Source organism: Hymenobacter persicinus, from assembly GCF_004167665.1.
Taxonomy (GTDB): Bacteria; Bacteroidota; Bacteroidia; order Cytophagales; family Hymenobacteraceae; genus Hymenobacter; species Hymenobacter persicinus.
In genome coordinates this window covers 133866-156942 of the sequence record NZ_SEWE01000004.1, presented here as the reverse complement: position 1 = coordinate 156942, position 23077 = coordinate 133866, and the positions used below count along the sequence as shown (strand labels likewise).

The window sequence follows — 23077 nt, the reverse complement described above, 5'->3', positions numbered from 1 at the left end:
TTCCAGCCTCCCTATGTCCGATAATTCTGCTTACCTGGCCCTGCAGTCCCTGACGGTACTCGTCCCGGTGTACAACGAGGAAGAAAGTCTGCGCCAGTTTGTGGTGGAGATGAACAAGTTTCTGGCCCAGACCCCGGTGGCCACTACCGTGCTGTTCGTCAACGACGGCAGCACCGACGGCTCGCTGCCCATTCTGCGCGAGATCTGCCGGCACGACGCCCGCTACGAGTTTATTTCCCTGAGCCAGAACCGCGGCCTGAGCACGGCCATCAAGGCTGGCGTCGACCACTGCCGCAGCACGCTGATCGGCTACATCGACTCCGACATTCAGACTTCCCCGCTGGATTTGCTGCGTTTCTTCGAGTTCTTCCCCGAATTTGACATGGTCAACGGCATTCGGGCCAAGCGCCAGGATACGGTGGTCAAGAAGCTCTCGTCCAAGATTGCCAACACCGTGCGCCGCACGCTCATCAACGACGGCATTCAGGATACGGGCTGCCCGCTGAAGATCATCAAGATGGAGTATGCCCGCCGCCTGCCGCTGATTCACGGCATGCACCGCTTTCTGGGGGCCCTGGTGCAGCTGCAGGGCGGCAAGGTCAAGCAGATTCCGGTCCAGCACTTCCCGCGCTTCGCCGGCACGGCCAAGTACAACCTCTGGAACCGGGCCTGGAAGCCCCTGGTCGATACCTTCGGCTTCCGCTGGATCCGTAGCCGCTGGAAGAACTACGAAATCGGGGAGCACCATCGGGCCGACGGCGCCGGCCGCTAACCCTGTCGTATGAAGACCGAAACCATTGCGCTGGGCATTGGCCTGGTGTCGCAGCTGCTGTTTTCGAGCCGCATCGTGCTGCAGTGGGTGCAGAGCGAGCGGGCCAAGCGGGTGCTGGTGCCCACGCTGTTCTGGCAGATCAGCCTGATATCGTCGTTTCTGATGATTCTCTACGGCATGCTCCGCCACGACCCGATTATTCTGGCGGCCCAGCTCATCAGCTACGCCATCTACATCCGCAACCTGCAGCTGCTGGGCGAGTGGCGCAAGCTCAACCCCTGGTTTCGGGGGGGGCCTACCTGTTTCCGCTGCTGATGCTGGGCTGGTTTGTGGCCGGCAACCAGCACTTCAGTTTGCAGGGCATGCTCAACTCCCGCATCCCGGGGGGCTGGCTGCTGCTGGGGGCCGTGGGGCAGGTGGTGTTTCTGCTGCGCTTCGTCTACCAGTGGATCTACTCCGAGCGCAAGGGCGAATCGGTGCTGCCGCTCAACTTCTGGGTGGTGAGTCTGGTGGGCTCCGTGCTGATATTGGTTTACGCCGTACTGCGCGTCGATGCCGTGCTGATTCTGGGCAACGTCTTCGGCACCGTGGTCTACGCCCGTAATATTGTCTTGCTGCGCAAAGAAGTGAAACCAGTGCAGCCAGTAAAAAGCCCGACGCAGTAAGCTGCGCCGGGCTTTTACTTTATCCTGTTGGGGTAACCCGGAGCAAATCCGGGCCTTACCAGATGGGAGTGGGGCTGGCCGGGGGGCGGGAGTCGAGCCAGGCTACGAACTCCTGCAGGCCGGCGGCCAGGGAAGTCCGGGGGGAGTAGGCCAGCAGGGCCTGGGCTTTGCGGATATCGGCGTAGGTCACGTCCACGTCGCCGGCCTGCATGGGCTGAAACTCCAGTTGGGGCTCCACGCCCACGGCCTCCCCGAGGGCGCTAATAAGCTCGAGCAGGGGCACGGGCCGGCTGTTACCCAGGTTGATGGTCTCGTACACCTGCTCGTGGGCCAGCAAATAGTCAATACCCTGGTTGATGCCGGCCACCGTATCGAGCACGAACGTGTAGTCGCGGGCGGTGGTCCCGTCTCCAAATACCGGAATCGGCTGCCCGGCCCGCAGCAGCTTCACGAACTTGTGAATGGCCAAGTCGGGGCGCTGGCGGGGACCATACACCGTAAAGAAGCGGGCGTTGAGCACGTCCAGCCGGTAGAGGTGGTGGTAGGTGTAGGTCAGCTGCTCCCCGGCCAGCTTGCTGGCCGCGTACGGGGAGATGCAAGCCTGCAGCAGGGGTAGTTCCTCCCGGAAGGGTCGCTCGGGGGTGTTGCCGTAGACTGAGGAAGACGAGGCGAAGAACAGCTTCTGAATGCCGCGCTGGCGCATCCATTCCAGCAGCTGCAGGGTGCCCATCACGTTGGTGTCAAGGTAAGCCACCGGCTCCCGCACTGAGGGTCCCACGCCAGCCTTGGCCGCCAGGTGCACTACCAGGTCGATAGGGGCGGCGGGCAGTGCGTCGGCCAGGGCTTCCGCGCCCTGGCGTAGCTCCAGCTCGTGAAAGGAAAAGCGGGGGTGGTGGATGAAGCCGGCCAGGTTCTGCTCCTTGATGGTCCGGTCGTAGAACGGGTCGAAGTTGTCGATGCCGATGACGTGGTGTCCGCCCTGCAGCAGATGTTCACAGAGGTGAGACCCGATGAAGCCGGCGCACCCAGTAACCAGAATTGAAGCCATAGCTCAGCAATGGAAGAAAAAAGCAACCCCCGCCGGGAAGCCAGGCGGGGGGCAAAGGTACTGCGAAATGCCCGGCGCATCACAACCCAGGGCGTTTTCCCACCTTAAACTTGGTTAACATAATAACGCCCTGGATTGAAGCTAGCTCGCCGACGCCAGGAGGGGAGCTTACCCCGCCTGCGCGAGCTGCCGGCGGATTTTCTCCAGTAGAATGCTCACAATAGCCAGATCATCCTGGTCCTGAATGATCAGCTGAGTGTCGATACCGGGCCCGCTGATGCTAAGGGCGTAACTGGAGCCCGAATGAGCGGGCACCACGGCTCCCAAGGGCTTGGAAGGCCCCACGGCCGCGGTCGGAACTGCGGGGGGCGTAGGAGCACTAAACGGCGCGGAATTATAGACTGCCGGGGAACGATCAACCATCTCTGGTCCTGTCGACGCCCCGGAGGGTACAAACTCCGTGACGTAATCATCCGCACTGTCATCCAGATCATCGGTATCCAAGCCAAACAGGCTCGATACCGCATCCTTGCCCCGCAGTGGTTGAGCCGCCGCCGGGACCGAAGCCACCGCACCGTTAGCTTCCGAACGTGGTGAACCCACTGGGGCGGCAGCAGCAACTGGTGCCCCGGTAGCGGTAGATGCCGGCGTTTCGGTTGCAGCCGGCTTAAAGAGGTTGGCGGGCATCTCCGTACTGGCCAGTTCCCGTCGGGGTGTCTGCTGAGCTGCCAAGGCGTCAATATCAGCAATGACATTGCGCTCATCCAGGATGCCTACCATGCGGGCCCCATCCACGAAGGCCTTGGCCACGTTTTGCGCATTGATTTCCTCAACCCCAAACTCCCGGATCAGCATCACGTCAAACATATGCACCGGTAATTCCCGGTTGCGGAATTTCCGGCAGATCTGCGTGAACAAGGGGGGATGCAGGAAGGCCTCGCGGTGAAACACCTTTTCCTCCTGCTTATCATAGGCGTGCTTGATGCGCCGGAATAGATTGGTAGTAGTGAGTAACTCCCGCTTACTGGTAACTAGCCCAAACTTGACGGCCGAGCCAATGATAGCCTTGAAAGAGCCGCTGACCTTACGGCTAAGCTTACGGGCACAAGTCTCAATGGCACACTTGCCGCCAGTATCATCAACTACTTCTGCAACCTCCCAAGCACTCAAGTAACTGGTACGGGGATATTCAATGGTCTTGGGCATAAGGAAAAGCAAGGATGGAGAAGAAGTATAAACAAAGGAAAGTAAAAGAATTGAAACAATAGTACATAAAAGCAGTATAAAGTATATAAAAGTGTGACTTTCATTAACTTTTTTGTACCTTTTTTTGCTTTAATACACTTTACGTATAGTATTGACTACTTATATAGGTTAATTAATACCAATCTAATGGTAGGGGCGATTGGGGGACGGGGAGGGCGATACAGCGGGCCAAGAAAGCCTAATTCATGAGGCTAGAGCAAGCAGTGAAGAGAAATGCCTAGGAATCGACATTTTGTATTTGCCGCTGCTGTAGGGCCTAATTGACGGCAGGAGTGGGGCTCATCGCGAAGCTTTTTGTTTTCCTGTACCACGAACAGGCTGCGAACAGGCTGAAATAAAAGAGCAACCAAAGTGGCCACTAATATTGTAGAGCTCTAATAGTGCATTAGCTAGCGAGTATTAAGGCGATAATCATTCTTGGATGTCAATGTAGCTAAGCAAATTTCTCACGCTAGCCTAAGCTTACGATGCAGCTACAAACCGTCTATATAGAAGATCAGCCACAGGCTTATTGTTGTTAACAAACATTGGCCTGTCAGCTGAATTCTAAACCATGACTTCACCTAAACTTTGGAGTTTGACTGGTGCAGAACTGCTCGACGATATTGAACCCCACGACGGAGCCACTGAGACAGGCTTAGGATCGTGAGAATGGCAGGCAAGGCCTGGAAAGAGCGCAGATGAAGTACTGGTACGTGCACTGCTGGCAATGCTGCTGTACTCTAATTTAAAGGAACAACCCGTTAGCTACTCAATACTAATTGCGGGCCCGTCACAGTGCAGACTACTCATGTTAAACGAGGCTGTGGACGCCATCTAATAAATCTATTGGTTTGTCTTATAATTTATATTATGTTAAGTAGTAATTCTAAAATAACGGCCCGGGCTTATTCTGACTGCCCGGGCCGTGCAAACTACTCCCCTTACTTCAGCGAACTGAGCTTGGTGTTCATACGGTCGGCATCAGCCGTGCGGCCGAGACGAACGTACACTTTTTGCAATGAAGACAGCACCGCCCGGTCATTGGGCTGCAGCTGCAGAGCCTTCTCGAAATACGGCAGCGAATCCTGGAAGTATTTCTTGCCATCGTTCTCGTACTTCTTGCCCGACTTCTGGTACGTGGCCAAATCCATCTTGCTGGCTTTAGTGAACAGGTCGGCAGCCTTGTTGTAGTTATATACGCCGAGGTTGAAGTTGGCGTCGAAGTTGTTCGGATCAACCTGCAGGGCTTTCTGGTAAGCTTCCAGGGCTTTGCCCGGCTGCTTGGCTTGGTCCAACAACGAGCCTTTCACGGCGTACAGGTTGGAGTTGGTCGGGTCGGCGGCAATGGCCTTGTCGATTTTCTCCAGGGCCTGCTGGCTGCGGCCAGCGCTCAGGTCCATGTTGAGTTCTTCGAGCATGAAGGCTTTATTGCCGGGATACGCCACCAGCGCCTGCTGCACCACTTTCATGGCCTCGGCGTCGTTTTTCTCCTGGCGGGCAATCTGCAGCATGCGGCCGTACATGGCCGGCGACTTGTAGTTCATGGCAATGAGCTTGCCGTAAGTGTCCTTGGCAGCGGCGAAATCCTGCTTGGCTTCGGCCGCATAGGCCGCGTACAGATAGGCCGTCGTGTCCTGGGGCCGGATCTGCTGGGCCATGCGGTACGAGTTCAGGGCCTCGTCGTAGTTTTTGCCGTTATAGCTCTCCACGCCGGCATTCAGCGCCAACCCATAGAGGTTGTCGAGCTTCTGGGTGGCAAGCTTGCCGAATTCCCCGTCTTTGCCTTCGAGCTCCACGGTTTTAGAATACGATTCGAAGGCAGCCTTGGTGCCTTCGCCGGGCTTCAGGGCCTTGCCGAAAATCGGGCTGGCCATCAGCTGCTCGTAAATCTCGCCGCGGGTGTACCAGGTTTTGCCCTTGCCCGAGGTCTTCGGGTTCAGAATCGCGCCGTCGATGTCGGTGCGGGCTTTGTCGAGCAGGCCTTGGCGCTGGTTCAGGATAGCACTGGTCACGGCCGAATTCTGGGCCGACGCCGTATGCAGCGCCGCAGCGGCTACAAGAGTCAGAAAAATCTTCTTCATGGTTTTTTGCTGAAGAATGAACGAGGGTGAGTGAAAGGAATGTGAGTGCAAACGGCTGGACTGCGAACTTGGTTCAGCCAGTAAAGGAAGTTAGAAAAGAAGCCTGACGGCTTCCAGACGCCGCATTCCGAAACGAATACCGTGCCTGAAAGCCCCCAGGCTCCCTACTGCTCCCGCGGATTAGTTGCTGTTCAGCGTCTCGGGGTCCGTAAGGGCCGTCAGATCAGCATCAACGGCGGAAGCGTCTTGCCCCTCCCCGTCCGTGCTGCCATTGGCACCGGCTTCGAGTTCGGTGCCTTCGAGGTCCTTATCGTTTTCATCGGCGGCTACTTTGGCTACCGACGAAATTTCGTCGCCGGCGCTGATTTTCAACAGTCGCACGCCCTGGGTTGCCCGGCCAATGGTACGCAAGTCACTCATCCGCAGGCGGATGGTGATGCCCGACTTGTTGATAATCATCAGATCATCAGAGTCCTGCACGTCCTTGATGGTGACCAGAGCCCCTGTTTTATCGGTGATTTTCATGGCGCGCACGCCCTTACCGCCCCGGTTCGTAACCCGGTACTCGTCGAGGGAACTGCGCTTGCCGTAGCCGTTTTCCGACACGACCAGCAGCTCCTGCGAAGCCGGATCCGAGATGCAGACCATGCCCACCACCCGGTCGTTGGCGTCGGCCAGGGTGATGCCGCGCACGCCGGCGGCGTTGCGGCCCATGGAGCGAACTTTCTCCTCGGGGAAGCGGACGGCCCGGCCCGAGCGCAGCGCCACCACAATCTCGCTGCTGCCCGTGGTGAGCTGCACGTCGAGCAGCCGGTCGCCCTCGTTGATGGTAATGGCGTTGATACCAGCCGTGCGGGGGCGCGAATACGCCTCGAGGGGGGTTTTCTTCACCGTGCCCTGCTCGGTGCAGAACATCAGGAAGGTATTTTCCAGGTAGTCCGGGTCGCGCAGACCGCGCACGTTGAGCACGGAGCGGATCGAATCCTCGCGGGGAATCTCAATCAGGTTCTGAATCGGCCGGCCTTTGGTGTTCTTCCCGCCTTCCGGCACTTCGTACACCTTCAGCCAGAACACCCGGCCCAGCTCGGTGAAGAACAGCAGGTATTCGTGGGTAGTGGCCACAAACAGGTGCTCCGTGAAGTCGTCCTGCTTGGAAGCCGCGCCCTTGGCCCCGACGCCGCCGCGGGCCTGGGACCGGTACTCGTCCAGGGCCGTGCGCTTGATGTAGCCCTCGCGGGAGATGGTGATAACCATGCTCTCGTCGGCAATCATGTCTTCCATCGAGAAGTCGCCGCCGGCGTATTCGATGGCCGTGCGGCGCTTGTCGCCGTACCGCTCCCGAATGTCGAGCAGCTCATCCTTGATAATCTGGCGCTGCATGGCCTCCGAGGCCAGTACGGCCTTCAGGTGGTCAATCAGGCGCATCAGCTCCTCGTATTCCTGCACAATCTTGTCGCGCTCCAGGCCGGTGAGGCGCTGCAGACGCATGTCCAGAATGGCGCGGGCCTGGATTTCGCTCAACGCGAAACGCTCAATGAGCTGGGCCCGGGCCACTTCCCCGTCGCGGGAAGCCCGGATCAGGGCAATTACCTCGTCGAGGTGGTCGAGGGCAATGAGCAGCCCCTCCAAGATGTGGGCCCGCTTCTGGGCTTCGGCCAGTTCGTAGCGGGTCCGGCGCACAATCACGTCTTCGCGGTGCTCGACGAAGTAGTGAATCAACTCCTTGAGGTTGAGCGTCATCGGGCGGCCCTTCACCAAGCACACGTTGTTGACGCCGAACGACGACTGCAACTGGGTGTAGCGGTACAGGTTGTTGAGCACCACGTTGGGCATGGCGTCGCGCTTGAGATCGTAGACGATGCGCATACCGTCGCGGTCCGACTCGTCGCGCAGGTCGGAGATACCCTCAATCTTCTTGTCGTTGATCAGAGCGGCCGTTTTCTCAATCATCGCCGCCTTGTTCACCATGTAGGGAATCTCGGTGATGATGATTTGCTCCTTGCCGCTGGGCAGGGTTTCGAAGTGAGCCTTGGCCCGCATCACCACCCGGCCGCGGCCGGTTTCGAAGGCCTGCTTGACGCCCTCGTAGCCGTAGATGATGCCACCGGTGGGAAAATCCGGGGCCGTGACGTGCTCCATGAGCTCGGCAATGGTAATGTCCTCGTTTTCGAGGTAGGCAATGATGCCGCTGACGACTTCCGTCAGGTTGTGGGGCGCCATGTTGGTGGCCATACCCACGGCAATACCCGTCGTGCCATTCACCAGCAGGTTCGGGAATTTGGCCGGCATCACCGACGGCTCCTCCAGGGAGTCGTCGAAGTTGGGCTGGAAATCTACCGTGTCCTTGTCCAGGTCGCCGAGCATTTCGTCGGCCAGGCGCTTAAGGCGGGCTTCGGTATAACGCATGGCCGCCGGCGAGTCGCCGTCGATGGAGCCGAAGTTACCCTGGCCGTCGACGAGCGGGTACCGCAGGCTCCAGTCCTGGGCCATGCGCACCATCGTGTCGTAGACCGAAGAGTCGCCGTGCGGGTGGTACTTACCCAGCACTTCGCCCACGATACGGGCGCTTTTCTTGTAGGATTTATTGTACGACACGCCCAGGTCCGACATGCCGTAGAGCACGCGGCGGTGCACGGGTTTCAGGCCGTCACGCACATCGGGCAGGGCCCGGGAGATGATAACCGACATCGAATAATCGATGTAGGCGCCGCGCATCTCCTCTTCAATGTTAATCGGAATGATTTTTTCGCCTTCCGCCATAGGGAAATCTTAGTCAGCCGGAGGCCCCGAAAAGGGCCCTTCCGGCGCCGGTGAGTGAGTACTACGTGAAGCCCGCAAGATACGAAAAAAGGCCTGTTTTGCCTAATTCCGCCTACTCCTTCCCCTTGCTTTTATCGGCCTTGTGGGTACCCGCTTTGGGGGTGTGGACCTTGATTTTTTCGCCCACCGCCGGGTTCTGTTTTTTCCACAGCGGCTGACCCCGGTATTTCACTCCGTTGTGGGTGTGCACCTTGCGGGTATGACATGAAACGATGGGACACGTGCGGCAGGAAGCGGCCAGCACGAGCAGCACCAGCGGCAGCAGCAGCCGGGAGGAAATCAAGCGTAGATTCATAGCTCAAAAGTAAACACTTCAGTGGTGGGGCCCACCGCCCAAGTTGCTTCGCCCCGGCCGGGGCGGCCCCGCTCCTGCCCTAGCCCAGCAGCTCAGCCACGTCCTCGCCGTCCCACTCGCGCAGAAACTGCCGCAGAAAGGCTTCCATAAACGCGTGGCGCTCCTCGGCCAGCCGGCGGCCGGCGGGAGTGTGCAGCCGCTCGCGCAAATGCAGCAGCTTCTCGTAGAAATGGTTGACGGTAGGGCCGGTATTCTTCTTGTAGCTCTCAAACGAGCCGTGTTCGACGGGCGGCACGGCCGGATCGTGCAGGGGGCGCCCCTTATGGCCCCCGAAGGCAAAGGCCCGGGCCACGCCGATGGCTCCAATGGCTTCGAGCCGGTCGGCATCCTGCACGGCCTCGCCCTCGGGCGTACTCATGGGCGTGGGCACGCCCAGCCCCTTGAAGGAAATTTCGCGAATGATGGTTTCCACCCGCTGAATCACACTTTCCTCCACGCCCAGCCCCAGCAGCCAGGTACGGGCCGCGCGGGGGCCGGCTTCTTCATCGCCGGCGTGAAACTTCCAGTCGGCCACGTCGTGGAGCAGGGCGCCGAGCTCAGTGACGAGCAAATCAGCCTGGGGCAAGGTGCGGGCAATGGCGCGGCTGGTCTGCCACACCCGGCGAATGTGGTCCCAGTCGTGGCCGGAGCCTTCGCCCAGAAACTTGTCGCGGATATAGTCGGCCGTGCGGGTGATGATGTCGGAAGCGTCCAAGGGAAGGATATCAGAAGTTAATGAAGTCCGCAAAGCAACGAAGCGGCGGGCACATTCCGCACGGCGGGCGGCCCGCCCGCGGCTTCGCTCCTTGCCCTGACCTGCTTACGTTGCGCCCGCAGCTCAGTCGATAACCGGGGCGCGGTGAAATTCCCGGGCCGGGTCGAACAGGCAGCGGTAGGTGACGTGGGTGCGCCAGACTTCGCCGCCAATCTTGTGGGCAATGTTCATCATCTTGGGGTTGAAGTCGCCAATCCAGTTCATGACGAAATCCTCGTACTTCACCCGGGGGTTACGCTGCAGGGTGTGGGCCACGGCCAGGATAAAGCCGGCCTCGAGCCCCTTGCGCTGGTGCTCGGGCACGATGCCGAAGGCAATGCCGGTGAGCGTGCGCACGGCGCCCCGCCAGCGGTACCAGGCAAAGCGCAGCTTCCCCAGCCAGTTCAGCTGCCCGTCGACGTAGCGAAACAGCTCGTTGAGCTCGGGCAGGCCAATGAAGAAGCCCGCCACCTCGCCCTTGTAGTAGGCAAACCAGCATACCCGCTCGTCGATGATGGGCCGCAGCTTCTTCATGATGTGGGCCGACTGCTCGGGCGTCATTTCCTTCACCCCGTCGTGCTTCACCCAGGCCTTGTTGTAGACCTGGCGGAAGTCCTCGGTGTACTTGGCCAGGTTGCGCAGCTGCAGGTGTTCGAAGTGGTAGTCGGAGCTGGTGAGCAGGCGGTCGGCCTTGGCCTGGTACTCGGGCGGCAGCGGGGCGGCAATCCGGCGGAAGTAGGTGTACTGGTTGAAGTAAAGCCGAAAGCCGTAGGATTCGAACAGCCGCTGGTAGTAGGGCGGGTTGTAATTCTGCCCGTACAGGGGCGCGCCGAAGTTGTCGACCAGCAGACCCCACCACTGGTCCCGGTCGCCAAAGTTGATGGGCCCGTCCATGGCCTGCATGCCGCGCACGCTAAGCCAGGCGCGGGCCGCGTTGAACAGGGCATGGGCCGCCGTTTGGTCGTCGATGCACTCGAAGAAGCCCAGGCCGCCGGTGGGCTGCTCAAACGTGTGGGCCGTGCGGGCGTTGATAAAGGCCGCCACCCGCCCGATGGTCTGCCCCTGCTCGTCGAGCAAAAGCCAGCGCGTGAGCTCCCCGTGGCGGAAGTACTTGTTTTTGCCGGGGTCAAATACCTGATCCACGTCAGTGTCGAGCGGACGGATATAGTGCGCGTCGCGGGCGTAGAGCCGGGTGGCAAAGGCGCGAAATTCGAGGGCTTGCGCCGGGGTCAACACTTCCAGCAGGGGCATGGAGAAGCAAAGCAGGTGAGAAAAAGCGGGCAATGCGGCGTGGGCGGCGGGCCGCTTTGCCCGGGCAAGGTACGCACTCCCGCCGGAGCCCCGCGGCGGCCGGCTCCAAACCCGCGGCTTCCGGTAGCCACCCCATAAACGGCTTGATTTTTCCTGGGATTATTCTTATATTGGAATTGCCGGGCTTGCTGAGCCCGGGTCCCTCCTTCTGCCGGCTGCTTCGTCGCCGAGGCGGCTCTATTCCGCTCTGCATGCTTTAAACCGCTACCCGCACCGCTTCTTTCATCCTTTCTTGCCCCACAACCATGGTCTGGCTAAGAAACTGCGTGCGCGCCGCCAGCCTGCTGGCCGCCTGTATCTGCTGCGCCGGGCCGGCCACGGCCGCGCCCTTGCCCCTTTCCGCGGCTGCGGGCACCGAAGCGGCCCTTACCCTGCAAAATCTGCTCGACACCCTGCCCGCGGGCTCCGCCGCCACCTACCAGCGCCTGGGGCTGCAGGCCGGCCCCAGCGTCGGGCACTTCTACGCCCGCAATGCCTACCGGCCCGTCTGGACCCAGGAATCGGGCTGGAACGCCCAGGCCACGGAAGCCCTGCGCTGGCTAAGCGAGGCCACCCGCTACGGCCTGCGTCCCCAGGATTACGACTACCTGCTGCTGCGGACCCTGCCCGACTCGCTGGGGCCGGCACCTCACTCCCGGGCGGCCGGGCCCCTGCGGGCCGGCTTCGAGCTGCGCCTCACCGACGCGCTGCTGCGCTACGCGGCCCACCTCGAGTTTGGTCGCCTCCAGCCCGGCTCCCTGGCGCCGGCTGCCAACGAGGCCGCCCGCCTGGCCGCCGCCGACCGACTCCGGCACGCTCTGAACCAGGGCTCCCTGGCCAGCTTTATTACCGGCAGCCAGCCGGCCGGCCGCGCCTACGCCCAGCTGCTCGACGCCTGGCAGGCAGCTCAGGATGCAGCCTGCCCCGAAGATTCCGCCCGCCTGCTGACCGGGGAGCAGGCGCTGTTCCGGCAGGTGGCCATCAACCTGGAGCGCCTGCGCTGGGAGGCCGCCCCCGACTCGGAGTACGCCGTGGTCAATATTCCGGCCTTTGAGCTGCAATTGGTGCGCCGCGGCCGGGTGGTGCAAACCCACCGGGTGGTGGTCGGCAAGCCCGAGATGCCCACGCCCACGCTCGACAGCCGCATCATCGTTTTCGTGACTTCCCCCGAGTGGCGCGTGCCCTACAGCATCGCCGTGAATGAGATGCTGCCCGAACTCCAGCGCGACCCGGGCTTTTTGTCGGACAACAACTACGAGCTGCGCAACGCCGCCACGGGCCGGCTGGTCAACCCCTGGCGGGTACGCTGGCAGCGCGTGACGCCCGAAACCTTCCGCTACACCATCCGGCAGCCGGCAGGCCGCACCAACGCCCTGGGCAAAGTCGTGTTTTACTTTCCCAACACCCACACCGTATTTCTGCACGACACGCCGGCCCGCGCCGTGTTCAGCCGGCCCGACCGCGCCCTGAGCCACGGTTGCGTGCGGGTGGAGAAGCCCCTGGCCCTGGCCGCCTACCTGCTGCGGCGCGAAGGCACGGAGGCCACCCTGCAGCCCGCGCTGACCGGCCCGGACCGGCACACCAAGCGCCGCTTTGATCTGCAGCAGGGTCTGCCCGTGCATCTGCGCTACTACACCTGCGCCGGGGACAACGGCCGGCTGCGCACCTACGCCGATATCTACGGCAAGGACCAAGCCCTGCTGGAAGCCTTTTTTGCCCGGCCCTAGCCCTGCCGCCGGTCCGGAAAACAGCCTACGCCGCGGCACTCTCGGGATTCTGCCGTTCCTTTGTGCTTTGTTTCCGTGCCGCGTCTTGATGCTTATGAAAAACCTTACCCCGGGCTTCCTGCTCGTTCTGTTTGCTCTATCCCTGACCCTACTAACGGGCTGCAACTCCGCCCCCGCCACCCAAGAGGCCAAAACTACGTCGGCAACTCCGGCTGCCGCTCCGGCCGCGCAGGCCACCTCCGTTTGCCCCATGGGCTGCGAGGGCAGTGAAAGCACCAAGCCCGGGCAGTGCCCAGTGTGCGGCATGGATCTGGAGAAAAAAAGCTAACCCGGGCTCCGAACCCTTCGCAAGGGAATCCCTCGCCCCGGAATTGCGTTAACAGGCAACGGCCCCGCGCCGGCGGCGCTACTTCGCCGGTTTTTTTGTTTACTTAGCTGAATGCCGGCCGGGGCGGACGAAAACCATCCACCCTACAAGCCCGCAACCCTCGTTTTCAGCTTTTACCCTTTGTCTTATGTCGCACGAAGTTGCCAATCTGACTTTCGCCGAAGCCACCACCCACGCCCCGTTTGTGGACTACGCCCGTTGCGTGGACGCCAGCAGCCGCCCCGCCAACCATACCGGCGACTGGCCCGTGGAGGGTGAGCTGTACCCCGTACGCGTGGTAGACTCGCACCTGGAAGGCATGCCGCTGGTGCACGTGCTGGGCTTCGAGGCTGAGGCGCCCTATTACAACGCCTACGCCCCGCACCGCTTTGAGCTGCTGCACACCATCTGGCTGAACTAAACCTTCATCGGCTACTTGCCGGCAATGCGGCCACCCGACCCCGGGTGGCCGCTTTTTTTACGGACGGTCGTCAGGCGGCTCCGGCACGCGGCGCATAGGCCAGGCGGAGCAGGCTCGGCAGCACCAGCAGCAGGAGCGGTAAGGCCAGCAGCAGCCCGCCAATCACGGCAATGGCCAGGGGCTGGTGCAGCTGGGCTCCCGCCCCGATGCCCAGGGCCAGGGGCAGCAACGCGGCAATAGCAGACAAAGCCGTCATCAGCTTGGGGCGCAGGCGGGCGGCAATGGCGTAGCCGATGGCCGGCTCCACCGGGGCCGTGCGCCGGGCGTCGAGAAACTGCTGGAAGGTGAAAATGGCATTTTCGCCGATGATGCCGACCACCATAATCAGCCCCGTGTAGGAGCCCACGTTCAGCGGGGTGTTGGTCAGCCACAGCGCCAAGCTGCCCCCGGCGGGCCCGAGCACGGCCACCAGCAGAATCAGGCCGGCGGCTTTCAGTTCCCGAAACAAGAACAAACCCACGGCAAACACGAGCAGGCAGGCCGTAATCAGGATGGTCAGCAACTGTTGAAACGACTGCTGCTGCTCGGCGTAGGAGCCCCCGAACTGAATAAAATAGCCCGGCGGCAGCGGCAGCTCCCGGTCGAGCTTGCCGCGGATTTCGGCCATGGCCGAGCCCAGGTCGCGGCCACTAAGGCGGGCCGTAATGGCAGTCAGGGCCTGCAGGTTTTCGCGCTCCAGCTCGGCTTCCCCGGCCTCAACGGTCACGGTGGCCAACTCGTCGAGGCGGCGGCGCTGCCCCCCAGGCAGGAAAATCGGCTGCTGCCGCACCTGCTGGAGGCTGGCCTCGGCGGCGTGGGGGTAGCGCAGGCGGATATTGAGCAGCTGCTCGCCCTCGAGCACGTTGCCAGCCACCACCCCGGCCAGCTGGGTCTGGAGCTGGCTTTGAAAATCGGTGGCCGTCAGCCCAAATTGAGCCAGCTGGCGCGAGTCGGGACGCACGGTAATAGCGGGCCCCACCCGCACGATGCCGTTAAACACGTCCGCCGTACCGGGCGTGCTTTCCACCAGCGCCGCGACCTGGTCGGCCAGGGCGTAGCGGGTGGCGGCGTTGGGTCCGAAGAGCTTGATTTCAATGGGCTGGACGGTGCTCATTAGGTCGCCGAGCATGTCGCCGATAACCTGGCCGAAGTCGATAACCAGGGCCGGCTGGGAGCTTTCGATGCGCTGGCGGATATCGTCAATAACCTCGTCGGTGGTGCGCTGCCGGTCGGTCTTCAGCCGGATTAGGTAGTCGCCCCGGTTGGGCTCGGTGATGAAAAAACCCATCTGCGTGCCCGTCCGGCGCGAATAGCTGGCTACTTCGGGCACCTGCCCAATGAGCTTTTCGGCCTGACGCAGCATTCGGTCGGTTTCCTCAAGTGAGGTACCCGGCGGCGAGTTGTAGTCCAGCACAATGGCGCCCTCATCCATCTCCGGCAGAAAGCCGGTAGCCAGCCGCGGCATTATCACCACGAGCAGCCCCACCAGCCCGGCTACGGCCAGCACCGAATACGCCGGGTGGCGAATAACGGCCCGCACCCAGGGAATTTCGTGGTGGGCCACCGCAATCAGCTCGGTCGACTCATCCGCGGCCGGAGCCGGCGGCAACTCGGCCACCCGCCCCCGCCGCGCGCCCGACAGCAGCAGATACAGCACCGGCAGACCCAGCCAAGCCACCAGAAAGGAACAGATCAGGGCCACGACCATCGTGGCGGCCAGCACTTTGAAGTAGGCCCCGGCCACCCCGCCGAGCAGGGCAAACGGCAGAAAAATCACGATGGTGCTCAGCGAGGAGCCCACCAGCGCCGGCAGCAGGTGGCGCACCGAGCGGTCCACAATTTCGGGAGTTGGGGCCGCGGGATGCTCCTCCCCGACCCGGTGCAGCTGCTCCACCACGACCACCGCATCGTCAATCATGAGCCCGATGGCGGCGGCCAGGGCCCCGAGCGTCATAATGTTGAACGAATAGCCCAGGCCAAAATACAGCACCGAGATAGTCAGGGCCAGGGCAATGGGAATGGCCAGCAGGATGGTCAGCGAGGCCCGGAACGAACGCAGAAACAGCACCGTCACGAGCAGGGCCAGCCCCAGCCCGATCCAGAGCGAGTCCTGCACCGAGCGCACGACCTCGGACACAAAATCCGACTGGTCGTAGTAGGGTGCCAGCCGGATGCCCCGGGGCAGACCGGCCTGCAGGGCCTTGATCTTGGCCCGCACCCCAGCCGCCACGTCTACCACGTTGGCCTCGGGCTGGCGCAGCACCCCACTCAGCACCGCGTCGTGGCCATTGGCATTGATGCGGGTATACTCGGGCTGCTCGCCCACGCGCACCGTGGCCACGTCGGCCAGGCGCACGATGCGGCGGCCGTCGTTGCGGAGCACCACGTTTTCCACGTCGGCCTTGCTGGTAATGGTGGCGTCGGTGACAGTCAGGTAGAGGCGGCGGTAGTCGGCCAGGTAGCCGTTGCTGAGCACGAAGTTGGTTTGGCCGAGCTGGGCACTCACCTCCCCCGGCGTCAGGCCCAGGGCGGCCAGCTGGTCGGGCAGCAGCTCCACGGCAAACTCCTTGGTGCGGCCGCCCTGCACCTGCACCGCCGACACGCCCTCAACCTGGGACAGAAAGGGCTTAATGGTAAGCAGGGCCAGCCGGCGCAGCTCCAGGGCCGAGCGGCCTGGGCCCTCGAGCGTGTAGCCCATCACGGGCAGAATGGCCGGGTTCATGCGCTCCACGGTGAGCTGGGTGCCCGCGGGCAGGTCGGCCCGGATCTGATTCAGGCGCGACTCAATGTTCTGCTGGCTGCGCACCACGTCCACGTTCCAACCCAGGAAGGCCGATATTTCGCAGGACCCGCGGCTGGTGGTGGACCGCAGCAGCGTCAGGCCCGGCACCTGCTTGATGGCGTCTTCCAGGGGCTTGGTCACGGTCACCATCATGCGGTCCACGGGCTGCAGGCCGCTGTCGGCAATTACCTTGACCTTAGGGAAAGTCACTTCCGGAAACAGCGCCACCGCAATGCGGCGGTAGGCCAGCGCCCCCAGGGCTAAGGCCAGGGCCAGGACCACCGCTACGGGGGCTTTGTAGGCTTGAAAAAGGGAGGTGCGCATGCGGTAAAAGGTGCGGGTAGAAAGAAGCTGCTGCGCGGCAGGCCCCGGCAGCGCGGACCACTACCGGCTCAACTGCACGGCGGCCGTGTCGTCGAGGCCGTAGTTGCCGGTCAGCACGATGCGGTCCTGGGGCGAGAACTGCGGACTTCGGATAACGACGCGGCCGTCCTGCTCGGGCCCGGTCTGCACCGGCACCTTCACGGCCGTGCTATCATTGAGCAGGCGCATCACCCAGAAGCTCGTCTGGGTTTCGTCGGCCAACACCGCCGACCGGGGCAGGGTGCTGGCAACCTGCGGGGCCGTTTTGTCCAGGTCCACGGTCACGGTCAGGTTTTCGGGCAGCGGCGGCACGGTGCCCACGGGCCGGATGGTGTAGCGCTGGGTTTGGACGCTCACGTCGGCGGCGGGCAGCGGCTCAGCCACCTGGCCGGCCAGCACGCGGCCATCGGGCAGAGTAATGCGGCAGCGCTGGCCCGGGCGCACGTAGCGCAGCTGGGTTACGGGCACGTCGAGCACGAAGCCGAAGCGCGACTGGTCATAAACGGTGCCCAGCTGCTCGCCGTCCTGCACGTAGTCCCCGGCCAGCTTGTCGACGGTGGCCATCACCCCGCCGCGGGGGCTGGGAATGCGGATCAGGCCGCTGAAGCGCAGCTTTGGGTCGCCGGTAATCTGGTCCAGGTGCAGGGTGCGCGACTCTTTGGTCTGGAGCGTAAACACGGTTTGGCCGGTGCCCACGCGCTGGCCCGGCACCGGCACGGGCGCCACCAGATAGCCAGTGGTGGTGGCGCGCAGCACATCTTTGGCCGGGTAGGCCGTCAGCCCCGTCAGGTGGAGCACGTCCGTTACGGTGTCGGTCTGCTCCCGGCCCACGGTCACGGCCGCGCGGGCGCGGATTTCCCCCTCGGCGTCGGCCTCGTCGGATGTGCCCGCATCGGGGCGGCCGCAGGCCTGAACCAGCAGGGCGCCCAGCAGCAGGGCCCGCAGCACCGGGTGGCGGCTACTGGAAATGGGCGGTAAAAAGACGGGCATGGCGTTTAAAAGGAGAAAACATAGGGCAAAAATCAGCGCCACCCGGGCGCAGCCGGTTATTCGGCCAGGTAATCGAGGGCGAAAAGAGTCCGCAGCCGCTCGGTTTCGGCCTGGGTCAGGCTGAACTGCAGGGCGCGGTAGCTGCTGACCAGCTGAAGGTAGTCGAGAATGGTAAGGTCGCCGGTGGTGAGTTGCTGGCGGCCCGCCTCCACGAGGGCCGCGGCCACGCGCAGCTGGTCCCGGATGCTGGCCAGCAGCTCATCCGACTCCCGGGCCAGCGCCGTGAGTTGCTGGTACTGCTGGCGGCGCTGCACAGTCAGAAAGCGTCGGTAGCCGGTCCGGGTCTGCTCACTGACTTGCAGCCGCGCGTAGCTGAGCTGGCGCTGGTGGCCGTCGAAGATGGGCACGGTCAGGGCCAGCCCGCCGCTGAAGCCCACGTTCTGGCCCAGGTAGCGGGGCGCCGCCCGCGCCGACTGCAGCCCCGCGTCGAGCACCCAGTTCAGCCGGGGGCGGTACGAGAGGTCTACGGCGGCCCGGTCGAGCTGGAGGCGGATGCTGTCGAGCGAGTACTGCCGCTGCGTAACCGAATTGAGCCCGGCCAGCGGGCGGTGAGTGGGCGCCGCTGGGGCCCGCAGCAAGAGCAGCGTGGTATCAGCCGCCCCGGCCAGGTAGCGCAGCGTGCCCAGCTCCCGCCGGTAAGTCAGCCGGGCCTGGCGCACGAGCACCTCCTGGTTGCGGACCGAAGCGTAGAAAGCCAGGTACTGGGTTTGCTTGAACACCCCGCCGTTGACGAGCTTGCGTAGCAGCCCATCCTGCTGGTTGAGCTGGCGGAGCAGGGCTTGGGTATAGGTCCACTGCTGCTCGGCGGCGTAGGCGGTCAGAAACTGGTCGGTGATGGTGCGCCGCAAGTCCAGGGCGGCCAGCTGGCGGGTGTTGCGCAGCACCAGCCCCTGGCTGGCCAGAATCCGGTAGTCGTTGCGCAGCACCGGCCCGGCCAGCACCGGCTGGGTGGCGCTCAGGTAGGCCGCGTAGTTGCCGCCATTTGATACGGCCTCGTCGTAGCCCAGGCCGCCTTCTCCGGCCGCATTGCGGCCCAGGATGGGGGCGGCCACCACGGCCCCATTGCCCACCACCTGGGGGCGCTGCTGGGCCGCCCGGCGCAGGCTGTCGAGGCGGTTTTGGGCTACCTGCCCGGCATAGTCCTGCAGCAGCGGGCTCGTCCCGCGGGCCAGGGCCAGAAACTCCTCGAGCGTACGCAACTCCGTCTGGGCCCGGGCCGGGCCGGAAACCAGCAGGCCCAGCAGCAGTCCGAGGGCCAGCCAGCGGCAGAAAATGATACGTACGGCGCGGGGCAAAGGCGGGGGAGTTACGTGGCAAGCGGAGGCGGAAAGTCCGGGTAGACCGGCGGAGCGGGGCAAAAGTATTTTTTAATTCCGTTTTAATTCTGCGCTCGTCCTCATACGCCCCCGCCTCATCCGCGTTGCGCCGCCGCCGCCAGCCGCGCCCAAGTCGGGTGGCCGCACAATCCGACAGCCAAAAAAAAAGCCCACCCGGCAACCGGATGGGCTTTTTTCACTCATAAGCGCGCCGGGCTATTTGGCCAGCTTGGCTTTCAGGTTCTCGTCGAGGGCCGCCAGGAACTCCTCGGTATAGAGGTAGTCGCGGCCGTGCTCGACCTTGTTGCCGTGGATGCAGACGGCCAAATCCTTGGTCATCTTGCCGCTTTCTACGGTTTCGATGCACACCTGCTCGAGGGCGTGGCAGAAGTCGATGAGTTCCTGGTTGCCGTCGAGCTTGCCGCGGAACTCCAGGCCGCGGGTCCAGGCGAAGATGGAGGCAATCGGATTGGTCGAGGTCGGCTTGCCGGCCTGGTGGTCGCGGTAGTGGCGGGTGACGGTGCCGTGGGCGGCTTCGGCCTCCATCGTGCCCCCGTCGGGCGTTACCAGCGTGGAGGTCATCAGGCCGAGCGAGCCGAAGCCCTGGGCCACGGTGTCGGACTGCACGTCGCCGTCGTAGTTTTTGCAGGCCCACACGAAGTTGCCGTTCCACTTCAGCGCCGAGGCCACCATGTCGTCGATCAGGCGGTGCTCGTAGGTGATGCCAGCTTCCTTGAACTTCGCCAGGTAGTCCTGCTCGTAGATTTCCTGGAAGATGTCCTTGAAGCGGCCGTCGTACTTCTTCAGGATGGTATTTTTGGTGCTCAGGTACAGCGGCCAGCCCTTCATCAGGGCCTGGTTGAAGCAGGCGTGGGCAAAGCCGCGGATGCTTTCGTCGGTGTTGTACATGGCCAGGGCCACACCGTCGCTCTTGAAGTTGAACACCTCAAACGACTGCGCCTCGCCGCCGTCCTCGGGCTGGAAGGTGATGGTGAGCTTGCCCTTGCCCTTGGTCACGAAGTCGGTGGCGCGGTACTGGTCGCCGAAGGCGTGGCGGCCGATGCAGATGGGGGCCGTCCAGTTGGGCACCAGGCGGGGCACGTTGCTCATCACAATCGGTTCGCGGAACACGGTGCCGTCGAGGATGTTGCGGATGGTGCCGTTCGGCGACTTCCACATCTGCTTGAGGTTGAACTCTTTTACGCGCTCCTCGTCGGGGGTGATGGTGGCGCACTTGATGCCCACGCCGTACTGCTTGATGGCGTTGGCCGCGTCAATGGTTACCTGGTCGTTGGTTTCGTCGCGGTACTCGATGCCCAGGTCGTAATACTTGATGTCCAGCTCCAGGTAGGGCGTGATGAGCTTGTCCTTGATGAACTTCCAGATGATGCGGGTCATCTCGTCCCCATCGAGTTCCACTACGGGGTTGGCAACTTTGATTTTCGTCATTTCTTCGGTGAGCTAGTCGTGAGCTTAAATGTAGGGGCCAAATTTAGCATCTACGCGGTTCCGTCCTACGTCGCCGGGATTTTATCGGCTGAATCCCCACCCGCGGCCGACCGGCTTCTCCGCCCAGCAACCCGCTTTTCACCCCCGCTGGGCCGCCTGCCGGTACCTTCAGGCCCGAATTTTACTCGTATCCGACCAGTCGGGCGCCGCCCGCGCGCCGACTCTGCCGCTTCCGGCTTACTTTAGACCATGAAAAAGCTTGTCGACAAGCACCCACTGGCCATCCGCTGGTTTCACTGGGTCAATTTCCCGGTGCTGGCCCTGATGATCTGGAGCGGGCTGCTCATTTATTGGGCCAACGACGTGTACCGCCTCGGCTGGGGCCGTACCACGGTGCTGAAGTTCTTTCCCCAGTCCTTCTACGACGCGCTGCACCTGAATTTTCGCCTGGCGGAAGGCATGGCCTGGCACTTCGTGCTGATGTGGGCGTTTGCGCTCAACGGCGTGCTTTACGTGACTTACACCCTGCTGTCGGGCGAGTGGCGCTATCTGCTGCCCACCCGGCGCTCCTTTGCCGAGGCCGGGCAGGTGCTGCTCCACGACTTAGGGTTACGGCCGGCTTCGGCCCCCGCGCCCGGCCGCAAGTTCAACGGCGCCCAGCAGCTGGCCTATACCACCGTTATTCTGATGGGCGCAGGCTCCCTGCTCACGGGGCTGGCCATCTACAAACCCACCCAGCTGGCCGGCCTTACCGCACTGCTGGGCGGCTACGAGTGGGCCCGGATCGAGCATTTCGCTCTGACCATCGGCTACGTGCTGTTTTTTATCGTCCACGTGGCGCAGGTCGTCCGGGCCGGCTGGAACAGCTTCCGCGCGATGGTCGCCGGCTTCGAGGTAGTTGACGTTTCCGATGCTGTATCCCCGGAGGCTATGCCCAGCCCGCCCACTGCTTCTTCCCCCTCCACTCCCGCCTAGCCTCATGCCGGATACTTCTTCTCTGCCGTCACCACTGCCCCCGTCCGACGAGGCCGTGGAGCGCGAAGCGGCCCGCCGCTCTCGGCGCGCTTTTATTGTCGGGGGCGTAGCGGCCCTGGCCGGCCTGGGCGGCAGGCGCTGGCTCGTGACCCGCCCCGAAACCGACCGCCTGGCCTGGCCCCTGCGCCGGGTGCTGGACGCCAACGGGCGCCTGGCCGAAACCCTGTTTAGCCCCACCCGGCTGGCGCCGGAATTTCCCGCCGGCCGGGCCCGCATGCCGCGGGTAAACGGCAAAGTCGGGCTGAAAACGCCCCTGGACCCGGCCGCCTGGCGCCTGCGCGTGGAGCCCTACGCCCCGCCGCTAACCCAGCCGCTGGAACTCACCCTAGCCGACATTCAGGCCCTGCCCCGGGTGGAAATAACGACCGAGTTGAAGTGCATTGAGGGCTGGAGCGTGGTAGTGCGCTGGGCCGGGGCGCGCTTCGCCGACTTCGTGGCCCGCTACGCCCCGGCGGCGCAAACCCTGCCCTACGTGCGCCTGGCCACGCCCGACGGCGCCTATTACGTGGGCCTCGACCTGGCCAGCGCCCTGCATCCGCAGACGCTGCTGTGCTACGAGATGAACGGCCAGCCCCTAACCGGCGCCCACGGGGCTCCGCTGCGCCTGGTCACGCCGGTCAAGTACGGCATCAAGTACATCAAGCGAATCGGCAGCATTGCCTTTCTGGCCGAGCGGCCCGCCGACTACTGGGCCCAGCGGGGCTACGACTGGCACGCGGGCCACTAGCTACCGGCTTGGACGGGGGTAAAAGCAACGAGCCCCGTAGCGCGGCTGCGGGGCTCGTTGCTGCACAACTCGGCCATTCTACAGGGCTTTGCCGCTTTTGAGCTTGTCGGGGAAAGCCTTGCGAAACTTCTCGACCTTGGGCTGGGACACGTGCTGGATATAACCGTTGTCGGGGTGCAGGCGCATATAGCCCTGATGGTAGCTTTCCGCGGGCCAGAACTCGGTAAAGGCCGTTACCTGGGTGACGATGGGCGCCGCGTAGTGCTTGGTGGCGTTCAGACGCTGAATGGTGGCCAGGATGAGTTGCTTTTCCTGGGGCGTGCGGTAAAAGGCCACCGAGCGGTACTGCGGGCCGTGGTCGGGCCCCTGGTAATTGAGCTCAGTCGGGTTGTGGGCCCCCAGGAAAAACACGTCCAGCAGCGTCTGGTAGCTGACCTGCCGGGGGTCGTAGTACACCTGGACCGACTCGGCGTGGCCGGTTTTTTCGGTGCCGACCTGCTCGTACGTGGGGTTTTTCACCGTGCCACCGGCGTAGCCCGACACCACCTCGCGCACCCCGCGAAGCTCCTCGAAGGTTTCCTCACAGCTCCAGAAGCACCCCCCGGCAAACGTGGCCACCGCCAGTCCGGTCAAGTTTGCCGGGGCCGGCGCGGCCGTCGAGCGGGTGATTTGGGCCGTAGCCGCCGGCCCCAGGGCCAGTATCAGCAGCGCAGCCAGTAGTATTTTCAGATGATGCATGCTCGTCAAGAGAAGTTAAATAAGCCTACAGGCAGATACGTGTAAACCGGG

General features: G+C 63.1%; 20 protein-coding genes. 8 read left to right on the top strand and 12 right to left on the bottom strand.

Annotated features, from left to right (window positions below; translation table 11 throughout):
• Nucleotides 1–13 precede the first annotated feature (13 nt).
• From EWM57_RS03365 to EWM57_RS21500, 3 genes are read left to right on the top strand one after another with little or no spacing between them, the layout of a single operon-like run.
• Nucleotides 14–772, top strand: coding sequence for a glycosyltransferase (locus EWM57_RS03365; protein ID WP_129919718.1), 759 nt, complete (start codon nt 14–16; stop codon nt 770–772).
• A gap of 9 nt (nt 773–781) precedes the next feature.
• On the top strand, nt 782–1087 hold the full coding sequence (locus tag EWM57_RS21505; RefSeq protein ID WP_242509966.1) for a lipid-A-disaccharide synthase N-terminal domain-containing protein: 306 nt from the start codon (nt 782–784) through the stop codon (nt 1085–1087).
• Nucleotides 1033–1437 carry a lipid-A-disaccharide synthase N-terminal domain-containing protein gene (locus EWM57_RS21500; RefSeq protein WP_242509965.1) on the top strand — a complete coding sequence of 135 codons (405 nt, stop codon included), beginning with the start codon at nt 1033–1035 and terminating at the stop codon, nt 1435–1437. Before EWM57_RS21505 ends, EWM57_RS21500 begins: the two co-directional genes overlap by 55 nt.
• Nucleotides 1438–1492: 55 nt before the next feature.
• Here the strand turns inward: EWM57_RS21500 and EWM57_RS03355 are convergent, their stop codons facing one another.
• From EWM57_RS03355 to EWM57_RS03325, 7 genes are all read right to left on the bottom strand, one after another.
• Nucleotides 1493–2485: a GDP-mannose 4,6-dehydratase gene (locus EWM57_RS03355; RefSeq protein ID WP_129919717.1), complete on the bottom strand. Its 993-nt coding sequence runs from the start codon at nt 2483–2485 to the stop codon at nt 1493–1495.
• Between the two features lie 168 nt (nt 2486–2653).
• Entirely contained in the window at nt 2654–3691 is a 1038-nt protein-coding gene (locus EWM57_RS03350; protein WP_129919716.1) for a hypothetical protein, read from the bottom strand.
• A gap of 983 nt (nt 3692–4674) precedes the next feature.
• Entirely contained in the window at nt 4675–5814 is a 1140-nt protein-coding gene (locus EWM57_RS03345; RefSeq protein WP_129919715.1) for a tetratricopeptide repeat protein, read from the bottom strand.
• Between the two features lie 180 nt (nt 5815–5994).
• A complete protein-coding gene (gene gyrA / locus EWM57_RS03340) occupies nt 5995–8574 on the bottom strand; it encodes a DNA gyrase subunit A (RefSeq protein ID WP_129919714.1) in 2580 nt (859 codons plus the stop codon).
• 112 nt (nt 8575–8686) lie between these two features.
• Nucleotides 8687–8929, bottom strand: a complete 243-nt coding sequence (locus EWM57_RS03335; RefSeq protein ID WP_129919713.1) for a hypothetical protein — start codon at nt 8927–8929, stop codon at nt 8687–8689.
• A gap of 79 nt (nt 8930–9008) precedes the next feature.
• The gene (locus tag EWM57_RS03330; protein WP_129919712.1) at nt 9009–9683 is read right to left on the bottom strand and encodes an HD domain-containing protein; all 675 of its coding nucleotides are present in this window, start codon (nt 9681–9683) and stop codon (nt 9009–9011) included.
• Nucleotides 9684–9806: 123 nt separating this feature from the next.
• Complete coding sequence (locus EWM57_RS03325) at nt 9807–10973, bottom strand: hypothetical protein (protein ID WP_129919711.1); 1167 nt, start codon at nt 10971–10973, stop codon at nt 9807–9809.
• A 305-nt stretch (nt 10974–11278) separates the two neighbouring features.
• Between EWM57_RS03325 and EWM57_RS03320 the strand changes: the two genes are divergently transcribed.
• From EWM57_RS03320 to EWM57_RS03310, 3 genes are all read left to right on the top strand, one after another.
• The gene (locus EWM57_RS03320) at nt 11279–12739 is read left to right on the top strand and encodes a L,D-transpeptidase scaffold domain-containing protein (RefSeq protein WP_129919710.1); all 1461 of its coding nucleotides are present in this window, start codon (nt 11279–11281) and stop codon (nt 12737–12739) included.
• A gap of 94 nt (nt 12740–12833) precedes the next feature.
• On the top strand, nt 12834–13067 hold the full coding sequence (locus EWM57_RS03315; protein WP_129919709.1) for a heavy metal-binding domain-containing protein: 234 nt from the start codon (nt 12834–12836) through the stop codon (nt 13065–13067).
• Between the two features lie 187 nt (nt 13068–13254).
• Nucleotides 13255–13527, top strand: coding sequence for a hypothetical protein (locus EWM57_RS03310; RefSeq protein WP_129919708.1), 273 nt, complete (start codon nt 13255–13257; stop codon nt 13525–13527).
• Between the two features lie 70 nt (nt 13528–13597).
• Here EWM57_RS03310 and EWM57_RS03305 read toward each other — a convergent pair whose 3' ends face one another.
• The 4 genes from EWM57_RS03305 to EWM57_RS03290 all read right to left on the bottom strand — a co-directional run bounded on the left by EWM57_RS03305 (nt 13598) and on the right by EWM57_RS03290 (nt 20526).
• A complete protein-coding gene (locus EWM57_RS03305) occupies nt 13598–16672 on the bottom strand; it encodes an efflux RND transporter permease subunit (protein ID WP_129919707.1) in 3075 nt (1024 codons plus the stop codon).
• A gap of 60 nt (nt 16673–16732) precedes the next feature.
• A complete protein-coding gene (locus tag EWM57_RS03300) occupies nt 16733–17701 on the bottom strand; it encodes an efflux RND transporter periplasmic adaptor subunit (protein WP_129919706.1) in 969 nt (322 codons plus the stop codon).
• A gap of 56 nt (nt 17702–17757) precedes the next feature.
• Nucleotides 17758–19056: a TolC family protein gene (locus EWM57_RS03295; RefSeq protein WP_129919705.1), complete on the bottom strand. Its 1299-nt coding sequence runs from the start codon at nt 19054–19056 to the stop codon at nt 17758–17760.
• A gap of 237 nt (nt 19057–19293) precedes the next feature.
• Nucleotides 19294–20526 carry an NADP-dependent isocitrate dehydrogenase gene (locus tag EWM57_RS03290; protein WP_129919704.1) on the bottom strand — a complete coding sequence of 411 codons (1233 nt, stop codon included), beginning with the start codon at nt 20524–20526 and terminating at the stop codon, nt 19294–19296.
• A gap of 249 nt (nt 20527–20775) precedes the next feature.
• Here EWM57_RS03290 and EWM57_RS03285 point away from each other — a divergent pair, with 249 nt between their 5' ends.
• Together EWM57_RS03285 and EWM57_RS03280 are read left to right on the top strand one after the other, a co-directional pair.
• Nucleotides 20776–21501, top strand: a complete 726-nt coding sequence (locus EWM57_RS03285) for a cytochrome b/b6 domain-containing protein (protein ID WP_129919703.1) — start codon at nt 20776–20778, stop codon at nt 21499–21501.
• 4 nt (nt 21502–21505) lie between these two features.
• Entirely contained in the window at nt 21506–22288 is a 783-nt protein-coding gene (locus EWM57_RS03280; RefSeq protein ID WP_129919702.1) for a molybdopterin-dependent oxidoreductase, read from the top strand.
• Nucleotides 22289–22366: 78 nt separating this feature from the next.
• Here the strand turns inward: EWM57_RS03280 and msrA are convergent, their stop codons facing one another.
• Nucleotides 22367–23026 (bottom strand): peptide-methionine (S)-S-oxide reductase MsrA, encoded by a 660-nt coding sequence (msrA, locus tag EWM57_RS03275; protein WP_129919701.1) that lies wholly within the window; start codon nt 23024–23026, stop codon nt 22367–22369.
• Nucleotides 23027–23077 lie beyond the last annotated feature (51 nt).

Excerpts from the sequence above, each read along its gene's own strand:
- EWM57_RS03290 (WP_129919704.1), bottom strand. The coding sequence starts at position 20,526 with ATGACGAAAATCAAAGTTGCCAACCCCGTAGTGGAACTCGATGGGGAC.
- EWM57_RS03305 (WP_129919707.1), bottom strand. The coding sequence starts at position 16,672 with ATGCGCACCTCCCTTTTTCAAGCCTACAAAGCCCCCGTAGCGGTGGTC.
- msrA (WP_129919701.1), bottom strand. The coding sequence starts at position 23,026 with ATGCATCATCTGAAAATACTACTGGCTGCGCTGCTGATACTGGCCCTG.
- EWM57_RS03315 (WP_129919709.1), top strand. The coding sequence starts at position 12,834 with ATGAAAAACCTTACCCCGGGCTTCCTGCTCGTTCTGTTTGCTCTATCC.
- EWM57_RS03320 (WP_129919710.1), top strand. The coding sequence starts at position 11,279 with ATGGTCTGGCTAAGAAACTGCGTGCGCGCCGCCAGCCTGCTGGCCGCC.
- EWM57_RS03285 (WP_129919703.1), top strand. The coding sequence starts at position 20,776 with ATGAAAAAGCTTGTCGACAAGCACCCACTGGCCATCCGCTGGTTTCAC.
- EWM57_RS03325 (WP_129919711.1), bottom strand. The coding sequence starts at position 10,973 with ATGCCCCTGCTGGAAGTGTTGACCCCGGCGCAAGCCCTCGAATTTCGC.
- EWM57_RS03310 (WP_129919708.1), top strand. The coding sequence starts at position 13,255 with ATGTCGCACGAAGTTGCCAATCTGACTTTCGCCGAAGCCACCACCCAC.
- EWM57_RS03355 (WP_129919717.1), bottom strand. The coding sequence starts at position 2,485 with ATGGCTTCAATTCTGGTTACTGGGTGCGCCGGCTTCATCGGGTCTCAC.
- EWM57_RS03350 (WP_129919716.1), bottom strand. The coding sequence starts at position 3,691 with ATGCCCAAGACCATTGAATATCCCCGTACCAGTTACTTGAGTGCTTGG.
- EWM57_RS03345 (WP_129919715.1), bottom strand. The coding sequence starts at position 5,814 with ATGAAGAAGATTTTTCTGACTCTTGTAGCCGCTGCGGCGCTGCATACG.
- EWM57_RS21505 (WP_242509966.1), top strand. The coding sequence starts at position 782 with ATGAAGACCGAAACCATTGCGCTGGGCATTGGCCTGGTGTCGCAGCTG.
- gyrA (WP_129919714.1), bottom strand. The coding sequence starts at position 8,574 with ATGGCGGAAGGCGAAAAAATCATTCCGATTAACATTGAAGAGGAGATG.
- EWM57_RS03365 (WP_129919718.1), top strand. The coding sequence starts at position 14 with ATGTCCGATAATTCTGCTTACCTGGCCCTGCAGTCCCTGACGGTACTC.
- EWM57_RS03280 (WP_129919702.1), top strand. The coding sequence starts at position 21,506 with ATGCCGGATACTTCTTCTCTGCCGTCACCACTGCCCCCGTCCGACGAG.
- EWM57_RS03335 (WP_129919713.1), bottom strand. The coding sequence starts at position 8,929 with ATGAATCTACGCTTGATTTCCTCCCGGCTGCTGCTGCCGCTGGTGCTG.
- EWM57_RS03300 (WP_129919706.1), bottom strand. The coding sequence starts at position 17,701 with ATGCCCGTCTTTTTACCGCCCATTTCCAGTAGCCGCCACCCGGTGCTG.